Origin of the sequence: Corallococcus macrosporus, assembly GCF_017302985.1 — a bacterium.
In the GTDB taxonomy this organism is placed as follows: Bacteria; Myxococcota; Myxococcia; order Myxococcales; family Myxococcaceae; genus Corallococcus; species Corallococcus macrosporus_A.
In genome coordinates this window covers 1,035,105-1,050,756 of the sequence record NZ_JAFIMU010000007.1, presented here as the reverse complement: position 1 = coordinate 1,050,756, position 15,652 = coordinate 1,035,105, and the positions used below count along the sequence as shown (strand labels likewise).

The 15,652-nt window shown below is 68.5% G+C and carries 14 protein-coding genes; 8 read left to right on the top strand and 6 right to left on the bottom strand.

Going from position 1 to position 15,652, the window contains the following annotated elements; genetic code table 11:
- Positions 1-16: 16 nt before the first annotated feature.
- From accC to JYK02_RS16570, 3 genes are all read right to left on the bottom strand, one after another.
- Entirely contained in the window at positions 17-1,534 is a 1,518-nt protein-coding gene (gene accC, locus JYK02_RS16580) for an acetyl-CoA carboxylase biotin carboxylase subunit (protein ID WP_207052211.1), read from the bottom strand.
- 40 nt (positions 1,535-1,574) lie between these two features.
- Positions 1,575-2,189, bottom strand: coding sequence for a hypothetical protein (locus JYK02_RS16575; protein ID WP_207052209.1), 615 nt, complete (start codon positions 2,187-2,189; stop codon positions 1,575-1,577).
- Between the two features lie 121 nt (positions 2,190-2,310).
- A complete protein-coding gene (locus JYK02_RS16570; RefSeq protein ID WP_207052207.1) occupies positions 2,311-3,873 on the bottom strand; it encodes an acyl-CoA carboxylase subunit beta in 1,563 nt (520 codons plus the stop codon).
- Positions 3,874-4,037: 164 nt separating this feature from the next.
- On the opposite strand from JYK02_RS16570, the gene JYK02_RS40410 reads away from it, so the two are divergent.
- The 5 genes from JYK02_RS40410 (at position 4,038) to JYK02_RS16545 (ending at position 8,569) form a co-directional block, all read left to right on the top strand.
- Complete coding sequence (locus tag JYK02_RS40410) at positions 4,038-5,189, top strand: site-2 protease family protein (RefSeq protein WP_207052205.1); 1,152 nt, start codon at positions 4,038-4,040, stop codon at positions 5,187-5,189.
- 26 nt (positions 5,190-5,215) lie between these two features.
- Positions 5,216-6,247 (top strand): hypothetical protein, encoded by a 1,032-nt coding sequence (locus JYK02_RS16560; RefSeq protein ID WP_207052203.1) that lies wholly within the window; start codon positions 5,216-5,218, stop codon positions 6,245-6,247.
- Between the two features lie 7 nt (positions 6,248-6,254).
- Positions 6,255-7,733 carry an FAD-dependent monooxygenase gene (locus JYK02_RS16555; protein ID WP_207052201.1) on the top strand — a complete coding sequence of 493 codons (1,479 nt, stop codon included), beginning with the start codon at positions 6,255-6,257 and terminating at the stop codon, positions 7,731-7,733.
- Positions 7,734-7,813: 80 nt separating this feature from the next.
- On the top strand, positions 7,814-8,038 hold the full coding sequence (locus tag JYK02_RS16550) for an excinuclease ABC subunit A (protein WP_207055363.1): 225 nt from the start codon (positions 7,814-7,816) through the stop codon (positions 8,036-8,038).
- 63 nt (positions 8,039-8,101) lie between these two features.
- Positions 8,102-8,569 carry a hypothetical protein gene (locus JYK02_RS16545; RefSeq protein WP_207052199.1) on the top strand — a complete coding sequence of 156 codons (468 nt, stop codon included), beginning with the start codon at positions 8,102-8,104 and terminating at the stop codon, positions 8,567-8,569.
- Positions 8,570-8,711: 142 nt separating this feature from the next.
- On the opposite strand, the gene JYK02_RS16540 is transcribed toward JYK02_RS16545, so the two are convergent.
- The 3 genes from JYK02_RS16540 to JYK02_RS16530 all read right to left on the bottom strand — a co-directional run bounded on the left by JYK02_RS16540 (position 8,712) and on the right by JYK02_RS16530 (position 11,892).
- Positions 8,712-10,037, bottom strand: coding sequence for a hypothetical protein (locus JYK02_RS16540; protein WP_207052197.1), 1,326 nt, complete (start codon positions 10,035-10,037; stop codon positions 8,712-8,714).
- 7 nt (positions 10,038-10,044) lie between these two features.
- A complete protein-coding gene (locus tag JYK02_RS39660; RefSeq protein WP_242588773.1) occupies positions 10,045-11,424 on the bottom strand; it encodes a hypothetical protein in 1,380 nt (459 codons plus the stop codon).
- A gap of 81 nt (positions 11,425-11,505) precedes the next feature.
- Complete coding sequence (locus JYK02_RS16530; RefSeq protein ID WP_242588772.1) at positions 11,506-11,892, bottom strand: hypothetical protein; 387 nt, start codon at positions 11,890-11,892, stop codon at positions 11,506-11,508.
- Between the two features lie 370 nt (positions 11,893-12,262).
- Between JYK02_RS16530 and JYK02_RS16525 the strand changes: the two genes are divergently transcribed.
- From JYK02_RS16525 to JYK02_RS16515, 3 genes are all read left to right on the top strand, one after another.
- Positions 12,263-13,258, top strand: a complete 996-nt coding sequence (locus tag JYK02_RS16525) for a class I SAM-dependent methyltransferase (protein ID WP_207052195.1) — start codon at positions 12,263-12,265, stop codon at positions 13,256-13,258.
- A gap of 91 nt (positions 13,259-13,349) precedes the next feature.
- A complete protein-coding gene (locus JYK02_RS16520) occupies positions 13,350-14,153 on the top strand; it encodes a hypothetical protein (RefSeq protein ID WP_207052193.1) in 804 nt (267 codons plus the stop codon).
- A gap of 44 nt (positions 14,154-14,197) precedes the next feature.
- On the top strand, positions 14,198-15,652 hold the full coding sequence (locus JYK02_RS16515; protein ID WP_207052191.1) for a WS/DGAT/MGAT family O-acyltransferase: 1,455 nt from the start codon (positions 14,198-14,200) through the stop codon (positions 15,650-15,652).

Sequence of the window (15,652 nt, the reverse complement as noted above, 5' to 3'; positions counted from 1 at the left end):
CCTTGCGGGAGGAGGGTCAGCGACGGCGGTTCTTGAGCGCCAGACGCCACGGGCTGATGCGGCCAGAGGTGTCACCGCCACCGCTCTTCGACGGCAGCGTCTTCGCGCGCTTCTGGTCGCGCTGGAAGGCGTGCAGCGTGCTCGCGAGCAGCGCCACCTCGCTGAGCTTCGGATCCTCCGCGCCCAGCAGCTCCGTGTGCTGGCGGGTGAGGAAGCTGGTGTCGTAGTCCCCGCCCACGAACTCCGGGTGGGACAGGATGCCGTGCAGGTAGCGGATGTTGGTGGTGATGCCCTTCACCACGTACTCGGACAGCGCGCGCTTGGCCCGCGCGATGGCCTCCTCGCGCGTGGCGCCCCACACGGACAGCTTCGAAATCATGGGGTCGTAGAAGTTGGGCACCGTGAAGCCCGCGTACACGCCCGAGTCGTCGCGCACGTTCGGGCCGCTCGGCACGCGCAGCGCGTGGATCTTCCCGGGGCTGGGCATGAAGTTGCGCGCGGGGTCCTCCGCGTACACGCGGACTTCAATGGCGTGGCCGCGCGGCGCGGGCGCCTCGAAGAGGGGGAGCTTCTCCCCTTCGGCGGCGCGGATCTGCATGGCCACGAGGTCCAGGCCCGTGACCCACTCCGTCACCGGGTGCTCCACCTGGAGGCGGGTGTTCATCTCCAGGAAGTAGAAGTTGCGGTGCACGTCCACCAGGAACTCCACCGTCCCGGCGCCCACGTAGTTGACGGCCTTGGCCGCCTTCACCGCGACCTCGCCCATCTTCGCGCGCAGCTCCGGCGTGAGGATGGGGCTGGGCGTCTCCTCCACCACCTTCTGGTGACGGCGCTGCGCGGAGCACTCGCGCTCGTTCAGGTGGATGGTGTTGCCGTACTGGTCGGCGAAGACCTGGATCTCCACGTGGTGTGGCTTCTCCAGGTACTTCTCGATGTAGACCGCGTCGTTGCCGAACGAGCTCATCGCCTCGCTCTTGGCGGAGCGCCACGCGGAGTCGAAGTCGGCCATGCCCTCCACGCGGCGCATGCCCTTGCCGCCGCCGCCGCCGGCGGCCTTGAGCATGATGGGGAAGCCGATCTTCTGCGCGTACTCGCGCGCTTCCTCGATGGTGGCGATGGGCTCGGTGGTGCCGGGGACGACGGGCACGCCCGCCTTGATCATGTTCGCGCGGGCGCGGGTCTTCTCACCCATGGCGTCCATGGCGGCGGCCGGCGGACCGATGAAGGTGATGCCGGCCTTCTCGCAGGCGCGCACGAAGGACGCGTTCTCCGACAGGAAGCCATAGCCGGGGTGGATGGCGTCCGCGCCGGACTGCTTCGCGACCTCCAGGATGCGCTCCTGCACGAGGTAGCTCTCGCGCGAGGGCGGAGGGCCGACGAAGTAGGCCTGGTCGGCCGTGCGCACGTGCAGGGCGGAGCGGTCTGCTTCGGAGTACACCGCCACCGTGGCGATGCCGAGGTCCTTGCAGGTGCGCATCACCCGGATGGCGATCTCGCCGCGGTTGGCGACGAGCACTTTGCGGATCTTGGGCATGGGCGCCCGTCTAGCATGGGGCGCCCGGGATTGCCTGCCTCTACTTGCGCAGGTTCAGGTACTGGTCCATCAGCTGCTTCGCCTGGGCGAGCTTCGCTTCCACGAAGCGGTCATCCTCGTCCGGCTCGGGGGGCTGGGGCGGGTGCGCGGGGGCCTCCACGGCCTTGCCGTCCGGCCCGAAGTCCACCGCCGCGGCCAGCAGGTTGCGCGCCGCATTCCCGCTGAAGAGCCGGGCCAGGCCCGTCGTCTCCACGTCCAGCCAGCGCGCGGCCTGGCGCAGGACGTCCAGGTACTCGCCTTCCATGGCGCGGGGCGGACGGCTGGGGGCGGCCATGCAGACGCGCGCGTAGCTGTGCTCCCGGTCCACGTACATGCCCATGGAGCGGTCGCGGAAGTCCTTGGAGAGGGCTTGCGTCATGGCGTCCAGGTGCTCCTCGGGGGAGGACACCTTGCCGGACGTCTTGCCGGAGACGAGGGGGATCTCCGCGACGTGCCAGCCGCTGTCAGCCAGGGCTTCCGGACGGGCTTCCACCCACTTGACCTCCGGCGTGGGCAGGTCGAGCCCCTCGCACACGCCCTTGAGCGTCTGACGCAGGGCGGTGAGGTTACCTTCGACGTCGGAGAGGAACAGGACGAGTCGGCGCTGCTGGGACACGTGGGGGGCTCCTTGAGTGGCCCCGTGAAAGCCCCGGCGTTACCTCAGAATTTCCGGAAGAAGCGACGCCCGCCTGCTCTCCAGACGGCGGGAGGCCTGCGGGCGCGGTCCGGGACTACTTCTAGAGCGGGATGTTGCCGTGCTTGCGGGGCGGGTTCTCCTGCCGCTTGTCCTTGAGCATCTCCAGCGCGCGGATGACCTTGGCGCGGGTCTCCTCGGGCCGGATGACCTCGTCGATGTAGCCCAGCTCCGCCGCCTTGAACGGGTTGGCGAACTTGTCGCGGTAGTCGTCCGTGAGCTTCTTGCGCTCGGCGTTGGCGTCCTGGGCCTTGAGCAGCTCGTTGCGGAAGATGATGTTCACCGCGCCCTCGGGGCCCATCACGGCGATTTCGGCGGTGGGGTAGGCGTAGTTGATGTCCGCGCGGATGTGCTTGGACGCCATGACGTCGTACGCGCCGCCGTAGGCCTTGCGGGTGATGAGCGTGATCTTGGGGACGGTGGCTTCCGCGTACGCGTAGAGCAGCTTGGCGCCGTGGGTGATGATGCCGCCCCACTCCTGGTCGGTGCCGGGGAGGAAGCCGGGCACGTCCACCAGCGTGAGCAGCGGGATGTTGAAGCAGTCGCAGAAGCGCACGAAGCGCGCGGCCTTCACGCTGGCGTCGATGTCCAGGCAGCCGGCGAGCACCGCGGGCTGGTTGGCGACGATGCCCACGCTCTTGCCGTTCATGCGCGCGAAGCCGACGACGATGTTCTTCGCGAAGTGCTCCTGCACCTCGAAGAAGTGCTTGGAGTCCACGATGGCGCGGATGATCTCCTTGATGTCGTAGGGCTTGTTCGGGTTCGCCGGGACGATGGTCTTCAGCGACTCCTCGGCGCGGAACGGGTCGTCCTCGCACGGCTGGGACGGCGGGTCCTCCTGGTTGTTGGAGGGCAGGAACGAGAGCAGCTCGCGCGTCATCGCGATGGCGGCCTGCTCGTTCTCCGCGGCGAAGTGGGCCACGCCGGACTTCTGGTTGTGCGTGAGCGCGCCGCCCAGGGCCTCCTTGGAGACCTCTTCGTGCGTCACCGTCTTGATGACGTCCGGGCCGGTGATGAACATGTACGACGTGTCCTTCACCATCATGATGAAGTCCGTGATGGCGGGCGAGTACACCGCGCCGCCCGCGCACGGCCCCAGGATGAGCGAAATCTGGGGGACGACGCCGGACGCCAGCGTGTTGCGCAGGAAGATGTCCGCGTAGCCCGCGAGGCTCTCCACGCCTTCCTGGATGCGCGCGCCGCCGGAGTCGTTGAGCCCGATGACCGGCGCGCCCACGCGGGTGGCCAGGTCCATGATCTTGCAGATCTTCTGGGCGTAGGCGCCGGACAGCGAGCCGCCGAAGACGGTGAAGTCCTGGGCGAACACGAAGACCTGGCGGCCCTCCACCGTGCCGTAGCCGGTGACGACGCCGTCACCCAAAATCTTCTTGTCGCCCATGCCGAAGTCGTGGCTGCGGTGGGTGACGAACTTGTCCAGCTCGCTGAAGGAGCCGGGGTCGAGGAGCAGGTCGATGCGCTCGCGCGCCGTGAGCTTGCCCGCCTCGTGCTGCTTGGCGATGCGGTCGGCGCCGCCGCCCTGCTCGGCCTGCTGCTCCATCTGCTGCAGGCGTGCGCGCAAGGGATCGTTCTCGGGGGTCGTGGCCATGGGGGGCCGCTTAACACGATTGGAAGGCGGTGGCAGCGCTTCCCTTGCCTCTGGAGGGGGGGACGGACGGCCGGGCCCGGTGTGCAGGGGGTGGAGACGGGACGGAAGTTCAGGATTTCCGACAACCGCGCTTCCCGCGGCGCGGGGGAGCAGGGAGGCTGGCGATGCGTGCGAGGCCGGGGACACTGCAGGTGGGGTCGTTCCGGGGGGTGCCCATCCGGGTCCATTTCTCACTGCTGGTGGCGCTGCCGCTGCTGGCGCTGTCGTTCAGCGCGGCGCTCCAGCAGGCCGCGGAGACGGCGGACGTGCCGCCCGGAGCGCTGGGTGGCCACTCCTGGGCCTGGGGGCTGGCGGTGGCGGTGGGGCTGTTCGTGTCGGTGCTGCTGCACGAGATGGCGCACACTTTCTACGCGCTCCGTCATGGCGGGGAGGTGCACGGCATCACGCTGATGATCGTCGGAGGCGTGTCGGAGCTGGCGGAGGTGCCCAAGCGTCCCCGGGACGAGGCGATGATGGCGCTGGTGGGCCCGCTGACGAGCCTGGGGCTGGCGGCGGTGCTGGGCGTGGTGACGTGGTTGGTGCACGGCCTGGGGCTGTTCCAGGTGCAGTTCGCGCTCTTCACGCTGGCGATGCTCAACGCGGTGCTGGGCGTGTTCAACCTGCTGCCGGCTTTCCCCATGGACGGGGGGCGCATCGTGCGCGCGGCGCTGACGCCCCGGCTGGGCATGGTGCGCGCGACGAAGGTGGCGGCGGCGCTGGGGCGGGTGTTCGCGGTGGCGTTCGGCGTGTGGGGCGTGGTGTCGCTGAACCCGTTCACGCTGGTGGTGGCCTTCTTCGTGCTGATGGGCGCGGAAGGGGAGGCGCGGCAGGTGCGGATGAAGGCCCTGCTGGAGCAGGTGAGGGTGGAGGCGCTGATGACGCCCCGGATGGTGGGCGTGGACCTGGACCTGTCCATGCAGGACGCGCACTGGGCCCTGCGGCGCGAGCACGTGGGAATGCTGCCGGTGACGAGCTCGGGGAGGCCCATCGGGTACGTGACGTGGGCGGCGGTGCAGGCGGTGCCGGAGTCGCAGCGCGGGGGCTACATGGTGCGCGACGCGATGGAGGACGGCGCGGTGGCGGAGCTCTCCGAGGACGGATGGACGGCGCTGCGGCGGATGGCGGAGGCGCGCGTGCCGCTGGTGGCGGTGGTGGACGAGGAAGGGCTGCTCGCGGGGACGCTGGACTGGAACGACCTCCAGCGGGGGCTTTCGCGGGCGGAGGAGGCGGAGCGTGAGCGTTCGCGGACGGGGTGGCCTCGCGAGCGGACGGCGTAGGGCCCCGGGAGGTATCCTCGGCGCCCATGAAGGACGCGTACATCGTTCTGGATTACTCGGCGTTGGAGCAGCAGATGTCCAACGTCATGACCTCTCACCTGAAGGGGTACGTGACGGCGAAGGCGCGGGCCGCCCATGGCACCAAGTACTTCAACGCGTACCGGGCCACGGAGCCTGTCGGCTTCGTCTGCGACATGCGGCAGCCCATCAAGGCGCTTCACGACGCCATCCAGTTCATCAAGGGCCGGCTTTCGAGCATCCGCACCAGTCAGGTGAAGATCCTCATCGCGGGACACGGTCAGTTCAACGAGAACCGCGGCATCGTCCAGGGCGGCGCGAGCGGCACGATGCTCGGCGTGACGAACGAGCACATCGCCGACCACGTCGGCCGCATCACCTCCGCGCTCCAGGGGCAGTGGATCCAGTGGACCCTCTCCCTGTGCGTCTGCTTCGCCGCGAGGCCCAAGACGGGCTACGCCGAGCGCATCACCGGGGACAGCGACGTCGGGGACAGCATGGCCGGTCAGCTGGCCCGGCTGCTGCGCAAGAAGCTTCCGGACTTCACGCTCAAGGCGAACTTCACCCCGGTCAGCATCGGGGACTCCGGGCACCTCAAGGCCCGCCTGGAGCGAAGCCAGCTGCGCAAGTTCAGCCTCTCCCAGGCGGAGGCCCGGGCGCGTGACCGGTACCCGCGCGGCTACGCGTTCTGGAGCAACCTGGACTCGACGGAGCCGATGCCGCTCTGGAGCATGTGCATCACGAGCGTGTATGCCCTGAAGGAGGGGGAGGTCTCGGACGAGAGCGTGAGCTCCTCCGAGTTCCAGGAGTCCTTCCGCCAGGAGTTCCTGATGCTGGCGGAGGGCATCGCCTCGACGGAGCCGGAGTTCGCGGAGTCGCTGGAGCGCAACGCGGACGCGCTGGCGGAGATCCTCAACTACCGGCTGGTGGATCTGCGCGTGCAGGCGTACGAGCCGGGCACCCTGGAGAAGGCGAACAAGGTGGTGTGGACGTGCACGAAGGGGCAGCTCTCCCACGCCATCACGCTCCGGGAAGAGTGAGGACACCTTGGTCCATGACGTGATCATCGCGGGGGCCGGTCCGGTCGGACTGTTCCTGGCCTGCGAATTGCGGCTCGCGAAGCGCTCCGTGCGGGTGCTGGAGCGGCTGGAGGATCCGCACTCGCCGCTGAAGCGGCTCCCGTTTGGAAGGCGGGGGCTCTGGGGCCCGAGCATCGAAGCGTTCCACCGGCGTGGACTGCTGGAACAGCTCGCGCCACGAGGCGGAGCCAACCTCCGCGGGCCGGCCGGCCACTTCGCGGGCATCGCGTTCGACTACGGCCACATCGATTCGTCGCGGTGGAAGTACCGGCTCCCGGGGCCGGCGGACACCCAGTTCTCGAGCGACATGGAGCAGCTCGAGCGCGTCCTCACCGCTCACGCGCTCTCGCTTGGGGTGGAGATCCAGCGCAACCAGGAGGTCGAAGGCTTCGAGGCTTCGGACGATGAAGTCACCGTCCGTGCCGGCGGGAAGAGCCTTCGCGCGCGCTGGCTCGTGGGGTGCGATGGCGGCCGCAGCATCATCCGCAAGCAGGGGGGCTTCGAGTTCGTCGGGACCGAGCCCGAGTTCACGGGGTACTCGGTCCACGTCGAGCTCGCGGATCCGGAGAAGCTCCGCCCGGGGCGTCACTACACGCCGACCGGCATGTACAACCAGGGGCAGCCCGGCGTGATCGCGGTGGCCGACTTCGACGGCGGCGCGTTCCATCGCACCCAGCCCGTCACGCTCGAGCACGTGCAAGCGGTCCTGCGGCGCGTGTCCTGCACGGACGTGACCGTCAAGGCGCTGCATGTCGCCTCGACCTGGACCGACCGCGCGTATCAGGCAACGACCTACCGCAAGGGACGGGTGCTGCTGGCGGGCGACGCCGCTCACATCCACTCGCCGCTGGGCGGGCAGGGCCTGAACCTGGGCCTGGGCGACGCGATGAACCTGGGGTGGAAGCTCGCCGCGACCCTCCGGGGGGATGCCCCCGAGGGCCTGCTCGACAGCTACACCCCGGAGCGGCACCCGGTGGGGGCGCGCATCCTCGATGCGTCCCGGGCCCAGGTCGCGCTGATGCGGCCCCAGCCCGCTTCCCGCGCGCTCGAAGCCATCCTCCGAGACCTCATCGATACGCGCGACGGCGCGACCTACTTCGCGGAGCGTGTCTGGGGCGTGTCCGTCCGCTACGACCTTGGCGGGGAACACCCGCTGGTGGGCCGCAGTTGCCCGGACTTCGAGATGGAGGACGGAACGCGGCTGGGCGCACTGCTCCGGGATGGACGCGGCCTGCTGCTGGACTTCGGCCGTGAGGCGCCGCTCCAGGCGTTGGATGGCCTCTGGGGCGAGCAGGTCCGGTATGTCGCGGGCGACGTCCGGGAGCGCCTGGGCCTGAGCGCGGTGCTTGTGCGGCCGGATGGGGTCGTCGCATGGGCGAGCGATGCGACGCCCCAGCCTGAAGACGTCACCCGCGCCGCGGCGAGGTGGTTCAGGCGCCGCGGCTGACACGAAGCCTGGGCGGGACGGGGACATTGCCGGGAGGCCGGAGAGTGAAGACCTTGCACTCCAGGCATCGGAGGCAGCACATGGCCCAGAAGAAGAACAGCCTCGTGGCGAACATCAACCGGCGCAAGAAGGCGGGGACGTCGAGGCCGAAGAGCCGCTCCAAGGTGTCCAGCAAGTCCTACAAGAACATGGAGCGCGGCTGGGGCAAGACGGCACGCAAGAAGACCGCGGCGAAGAAGACCGCGACGAAGAAGACCGCGCGCAAGAGCCCGGCCCGGAAGCGCGCGAGCCGCAAGTCCCGGTAGCGCTCCGGGTGAATAGGTCCTTCACTGGCGCGTCAGCACGGAGGTCTCCCACAAGGAACTCCGATGAAGAGCCTGCTGGTTGGAATGATGTTGGCCTCGACGCTGAATGCCGCTCCCTCCAAGACCGTGGCGCTGGTGGGAACGGTGCACAGCGAGGACATCGGCAACCAGACCTCCAGCCGGGCCACGTGGCTCCCCACGCAGCCCAAGCGCATCGAGCAGTTCGAGTTCCACCTCAAGCGCCCCATGAAGGCCGTGCAGCTGGAGTACCAGTGCCACCTCCAGGACCTCGGTGACTCAGGCTGGCTGCCGGAGGGCACGCCGTGCGGGACACAGGGAGAAGCCCGCCGCCTGGAGGCCTTCGGCATCCGGCTGCGCGGCGAAGGCGCGCACCTGTACACCGTGCGCTACTGGTGCCTGGTGGAAGGCATGGAGCGCCCCATGGGTCCGCTCACCGACGGCGCGATGTGCGGCACCACGGGAGAGAGCCGCAAGCTCCTGGGCATGCAGGTGGAACTGGTGCGCAAGTAGCCGCAGCCGGAACATTGCTGGCAACGGCCTGCCTTGGGCGTCCGGAAGGGCCATTCGGCGTTCAAGGTAGAGCTAGCTCGTGCACGGCTTTGGCGGTACCAAGTATGATTGATGCGCTTTGCACTAGCGATGATGAAGATAGTCACTTTTGAGTGCTCTTCTGTAGACGCTTAATCCCTTTTCTGTCGAATTGGACCTTCGTGCCGCCTGGGACTTCAATCGACGCTCCAGATGATGCCCCGAGTATGGCCGATGCAAGCTGATCAGCAGGGTGAAGCGCTTCTTCAGCATGATCGCTGTCTGCCACAAACAATCCATTGGTGAGGCGAGATAGTAGTTCTGAAGGAATTTCGCTCCCCTTCTCCTCTTTCCATTCAAGCGCCATCTCTACGACCCAGCTTGCACGGTCGAGATCAAGGTCGAATTGCTTTTGACGGAACTCCTCGTCGGCATGTGCCTGGAACCAACGATTGTTCCATCGAAGGAAGAATAGCGAGGTGCTTGCGAATGCAATTGCGAATGCGATTTGTTTGATGGTTGTTGCTATCAATTCGCGATCAGCAAGGTCCGTTCCCTGCGCGAACAAGGTAGCGCTTAAGACAGAGTATGTGGCGAGCCCGGTGAACGAAACGACCAGTAGGAAAATGGTGAAGAGAAAGATAGGGAGGCGTAGGTCGCGAGTTCCTTCGGTAAGCTGGAACTTGACGCTTCTCTTCGCTAGTTCCTGCTTGAGGTCTTGTCGGAGCTTTCGGCGAGCGTGTGTACTCTTGCTGTGGTCTATTTCTCTTAGCTTTGTTTCGAGTTCTAGCCGTTGCTTCTCAAGTCGCTCTTGCTGGAGCGCGATTTCCGAGTGAAATTTTTCTACCTCCTTGGCATGGGAGGCGTTGAGCATTTCCGTTCTGGCTTGGTATTCGATGTCGAGCTGTGCTCGAACCTTGCGTGCGTCCTCTGTGATTTGTGATGCTATTTGAGCAATCGTGGCTTCCAGTTTGGCAACGGCTGCTTCACGGAATTCATAGTGCTTGTGAAGTTCCGGAGATAGCACCGAACGCAATCCCTCTGTTGAGAGGAAGTCCACCGCCCGCAGGTGCTCGCGCAGGTGGCCGGTCAGTTTGATTACCTGCGCGTGGCTCGGGTTGGGAGGGGATTCGCGATAGGATTCCGAGAAGTTGATAGAGACGTTGTCTGATGGTTGGTTGGGTTGTCTTCTGAAGGAGATGGATAGCGTTGTGGCTGTTTCTATGTCGAGACGGATGATGGCGAATGTGTTTAGCGAGAGTACTTCGGCTATTTCTGGTGGTGGCGGTTTCTCAGTGGAGAATCGAGTTGAGTTTCCGCTGAACTCAGGTTGGACTGAGATGTCTTGGGTCTGAAGTTCGGATGCGGTTAGGGCTTCTTTGATTTTATCTATAAGCAGTTGATCTGTGAATTTTGATATCTGTATGGATATGTTTTGAAATTGTGGCATTGGTGGCTCAGTTCTTCTCCGGCAGGGACCAGTTCATCTGGAAGCGGTGCGCGCCGTTGGGGGCGCTGTCCAGCCAGCCGGTGATGCTGTCGCTCTTCGCGAGCAGGGGGCCCAGCTCCGTGCTCGCTCCGAAGAACGCGGCCAGTTGCTGGTCTCCCATCACGTCCATCAGCGACACCTGGGACAGGCCCCGCGCCACCTTCTTGGGATCCAACGTGAACTCCACCGCGCGCTTCAGCGGCCCGCCCTTCTCCGGCAGGGACGCGAGCATCGCCTGCGTCACCGTGGAGTCGTTGCCGAAGACGAGTTGCTTGCCCTTGAGCCGCACGTAGACGCTGCCGCCCTTCGCCTCCATCGCGTAGCCGTCGTCCAGCGCCTTCGCGCCGGGGAACTTCGCCAGCGGAGCCAGCGCCGCCTTCACCGCCGCCGCGTCCGTCACCTCCGCCGCCAGCGCCTGCTTCGCCGCGAAGAAGCGCACCTCCGGCTTGCGCAGCGAACCCTTCACCGCCACCGAGTCCACCCCGAACAACACCTGCCCCGTCATCTGCTTCGCCAGCGCGTCCGTCACCGCCTTCACGTCCGCCGCAGGGCACGCGGGACACACCGACCGCACCGCGCTGGCCACGGACTCCACCGCCTGCGCCACGCCCGTCGGCGCCACCTGCGCGCGCGCGAAGAGCAGGCCCGAGGGCGCCATCGCCCCGTAGGGGCTGATTCCCTTTGCCTGGAAGGGCGGCAGGGGCAGCTTCGTCGCCGTGCCCTCCACCTTCAGCCCCGTGGCCGTGCCGTCCAGCGCCACCACGCCGTCCTTCGTGGACACGAACAGTACGCCCGGCAGCGTGGCCATCCGCGCGTCCGCCGCCGGGGCCTTCTGCGCCACCAGCTTCGCGGCCTCCTTGCGGAGCGCGTCGTCGGAGTCCGTGCTCAGGAAGGCGCAGGCCTCCTGGCCCTTGAGGACGTAGCCCCCGAAGCCTCCCACGGCGCCAGGCGCGCGCAGCGTCGTCACGCCCTTCACCGTGCCCGCCTTCACGTCGCCGTTGCGCGCGAGCACGTTCGCGGTCGCTTCCTGGAACACCTTCGCGTCCTTCACCCGCGTGCACGCGATGCGACCGTCCTGCCGCATGGACACGGTCAGCGGCCCCGCCGCGTCGACGCCCAGCGCCTCCATGGCCTCCGGCTTCGACAGGTCCAGCGGCAGCAGCGGGTGCAGCTCCCCGCTCCACGACGCCGGACTCAGCATCTGCGAGTACGCCCCCGCCCGCGTCAGGAACGCGTTCAGCCCCTGCACCTGGTCGAGCTGGGGGATGTGGAGGACCGTCACCGTCGAGGCGGCGACGCGAGGCGCGGGTGCGGCCGCCAGCGTGGCGGCAAGAGCAAGGGCGAGCATGCCCCCACCTGAAAGCGCTCCACCGCCCCTGTCAAGGCACTCCCACCCGGGACGCCCACCACCAACGTCCGTCAGGCCGCCCTACGCCGGCAGCCGGCCCGTGTTGGCCCAGTCAATCATCCGCTCCGCCAGCTCCTCCGCGTTGCGGCGCAGGTAGGTCAGTTGCAGCACCTCGTCGTCCGTGCAGGCCAGCGCCATGCGCACCCGCACGCTGTCCACGAAGCGCAGCACCTGCCCGATGCTGAGCGACGCCCGGTCCTCCAGCGTCCCCGCGAACCGCGCCACGTCCGCCTCCACCGCGCAGCCCTCCGCCAGCAGCGCCGCCACCAGCGCGGACCTCGCCACCCGGTGCTCGCGCGAGCGCGTGTCCTGCAACTGGCGCCGCCACGGCTGGGCCTCCCAGCGCGCTCCCTCGGTGTTCACCCATTCGGGCCCGCCCTGTGTCCGCGACTCCATTGCGCGCATCATCAGTGCCCCCTCTTCCAAGCCTCGCGTCCGTCCACGAGCACGACCTGCGTCAGGACCCCGCCCCACGCGCGGGTTGAAGGCTTTGCTGGAAAAACGCCTTGGTCCCGGTTTCTTGAAGGCCCGGAGGGATGTTTGAACTGTCATGGGCGGACACCTCCGTCAGGTCGGCTTTGAGTGAATTGTCGGGAGGCGGCCCGGTTGGCTCGGGACAGGGGGCGGGGGCGGATGTTTTCCTGGGGACAGTGCGTAACCCCCGGGACGGATTGGGGAAGAGCCTGGATTTCCTGCATCGTTCGGAGTCCTGGTTCCGGGGGGCGGGGTGGTCGGCCGCGTCCTTGTCGGGACCGTCACGGCCTTCCGGGGGGAAGCCATGCCGAATCTGCTCGACCTGCCGCGTCAGGCGTTGATGGACCTGCGCTCGCGTCTCAGCCACCTGCCGCTCGTGTCCCACCTTCACCGGAGGCACGCGCCCAACAGCCTGTCCCTGTCCAGTCCCGCGCCGCAGGACTCGGTGCTGGCGGATCCGCAGCGCGTGGATGTGTGGCGCCGCGCGGTGGAGCGCTACGTGCGCCCCAACCAGGTGGTGGTGGACGTGAAGGCCGGCACCGGCCTGCGCACCTTCCTGGCCGCGCACCAGCAGCCGCGCAAGCTGTACGCGGTGGATGACTCGCGCCTCCTGGACACGACGCAGTGGGTGGCCCGCCGCAACGGCCTGGACCGCATCGACTTCGTGCGCGAGCCCACCTGGCACTTCCAGCCGCCGGAGAAGGCGGACGTGCTGCTGCACGAGCTGCTGGGGGATGCGGTGCTCGACGCGGGGCTCGTGCCGCGGATGCTGGATTTGCGCGCGCGGCTGCTCAAGCCCGGCGGCCGCATCCTCCCCAACCGCTTCGAGGTCTTCGTGGAGCCCGTGCAGCTTCGCGAGGAGGCGTGCGTGCCGTTCATCTGGACGCAGCAGCTGCCCCACGTGGACTTCCGCTGCCTCCAGTCACTGCGCGAGGCGATGAGCCCGTCGTACTTCACGCGGCTGGTGCGCTCCTACGAGGTGGACCACCTGCTGTGCGAGCCGGAGCCCGCGTTCGCATTCGACCTGGAGACGATGCGCGCGGACGGGCTGCCCTCGCGCGTGCACATCCGGCGGCCGGTGGAGGAGGACGGGCGGGTGGACGGCTTCTGCCTGTTCTACAAGGTCGCCTTCGACGCGGAGCTGGCCTTCGACGTGTCCCCCATGCGCGAGCGCAACACCACGGCGATGACGCTGCTGCGCGTGGAGCCCCGCGAGTTCAGCCGCTACGACACGCTGGACTTCGAGCTGGAGCTGCCCAATCCGTCCGACCCGCGCACCTGGCGGTGGCAGTTCACCTGACGGCAGTGCCGGAGCCCGGAGTGATGCCCGGTGGACAGCCTTGCCGCCGGGTGTCGCCGCAGGTGGGCGCACTGCCTAGCTTGCACTCCACATGCGACTGCTCCGGCTCCTTGTCCTGCTCCTCGTCTCCGGTGCCGCGCTGCCCGCGGCGGCCCAGGCTCCGCGCACCGTGGCGGGCGTGTGTGGCCGCACCAACTGGGTCTGCGTGTCGGAGTGCATCGACGCGGAGTGCGTCGACCAGTGTCTGCGCGAAGGCTGTGAGGACGCGCTCAAGCGGCTGAAGACCTGCACGAGCAAGGCGGCCTGCGCGCCGGACGACACGGCGTGCGCGGCGAAGTCGTGCGGGCTCACCTGCCAGAAGTCCTTCGAGCCCGCGCCCAAGAGCCCGGAGAAGCTGGCGGAGAACCCCTGCGAGGGCGACAAGGCCCCCAAGGGCACCGCCGTCCCCGAGGAGCTGGTGGGCACGTGGGTGCTGTCCGCGGCGAGCATCCCGGACGTGGAGCAGGGGAAGGAGGAGCGCCTGGACGTGCAGCCCCGCTCCGACTACGCGCGCGCGCTGCAGCTGACGCCCAACGGGTGCTTCGTGCTGAGGACGAAGCTGGATGACGCGACGCTCGGGCGCGGCAGCACGCTGGACGTGCGCGCATGGGGCCGGGTGGAGGTGAAGGACAAGAAGCACCTGGCGCTGCGCACGCAGGACGGGCAGGCCGTGGGCCCGGTGTGCGGCAAGGAGCGCGTGGTGCCGCTGGCCAAGGGCAGGTTCAAGGGCGGGGACTTCACCTACGTCATCGAGGAGAAGGACTCGCTGGTGCTCACGGTGCCGGGCGCCACGCGGCAGACGTTCCAGTTCGAACGGGAGAAGCAGGAAGCGCCGGAGCCGCAACCCAAGCCTTGAGGAGGACCTTGCCCCCACGCGGGCGCACGGGTGAGAAGGACGTCATGGCAAGCCGCGAGCGGATGGCGAGCATTGACGCGGCATGGCTCCAGATGGAGGAGCCCGCGAACCTGATGATGATCACCGCGGTGCTGTGGTTCGACGGCGCCGTGGACCTGGAGCGGCTGCGCGCGGTGCTGCGGGAGCGGCTGGTGGAGCGCTACCCGCGCTTCCGGCAGCGGGTGGTGGCCGGGCCCGGGCCGCTGGGCGCGCCGCACTGGGAGGACGTGCGCGACTTCAATCTGGACGAGCACCTGTCCACGCTGCGCGTGCCGGAGTCCGCGGGGCGCGCGGGGCTGGAGGCCCTGGTGGGCGACTGGCTGGGCGTGCCGCTGGAGCGCTCGCGTCCGCTGTGGCACTTCCACCTGGTGCGCGGCGCGCCCGGTGGGGACGTGCTGCTCGCGCGGCTGCACCACTGCATCGCGGACGGCATCGCGCTGGCGCGCGTGCTGCTGTCGCTCACGGAGCCGGTGGACGGCGCGGCGGGCGCAGGCGCTGACGTGGTGCCGGAGACGGATGCTCATGCGTCGCGAGCCTCCGCGCTGGGGCGGGACGCGGGGGGCCGGAGTGAAGCCTTCGACGCGGTGGCGCCCTTCGAGACGGAGCGGCGGCCGAGCGCTCCTGGCTGGATGCGGCTTGCGCGGGGCGCACGCTCGGCGCTGCGCAAGGGCGCGGAGCTGGTGCGCGAGCCCATCCTCGCGGGCGACCTCGTGCGCGAGGGCGCGAAGGGCGCGGCGACGCTGGGCAAGCTGCTCGCGCTGCCTCCGGATCCGCGCTCTCCGCTGCGTGGACCGCTGGGACGCCAGAAGCGCGCCGCGTGGTCGGAGCCCATCGCGCTGGAGCGGGTGAAGGCCCTGGGCCGCACCCTGGGCTGCACGGTGAACGACGTGCTGCTCACGGCGGTGACGGGCGCGCTGCGGCGCTACCTGGCCCAGCGGGGCGGCCCGCTGGAGGACGTGCACGCGCTGGTGCCGGTGAACCTGCGGCCCCTGGACGTGCCGGTGCCCCGTGAGCTGGGCAACCGCTTCGGCGTGGTGTTCCTGCGGCTCCCCGTGCACCTGGAGGAGCCCCGCCGCCGGCTGCGGGAGGTGGCGAAGCGGATGACGCACCTCAAGCGCTCGCCGGAGGCCGTGCTGCTGTCCGGCATGCTGGAGCTGCTGGGCCACACGCCCGCGGCGCTGGAGCGCGTCGCCGTGGACGTGATTGGCGCCAAGGCCACGCTCATCGCGACCAACGTGCCCGGGCCGCGCCAGCCGGTGTCGCTCGCGGGCAGCCGGCTGGCGGGACTCACGTTCTGGGTCCCCCAGGCCGGCCACGTGGGCCTGGGGGTCAGCCTCTTCAGCTACGCGGGGCAGGTGACCGTGGGCGTGGCGGCGGATGCGTCCCGCGTCCCGGACCCGGCGGCCCTCGTCTCCGCGTTCCAGGACGAGCTGGCCGCGCTGGAGACGCTGGCCCCCTGA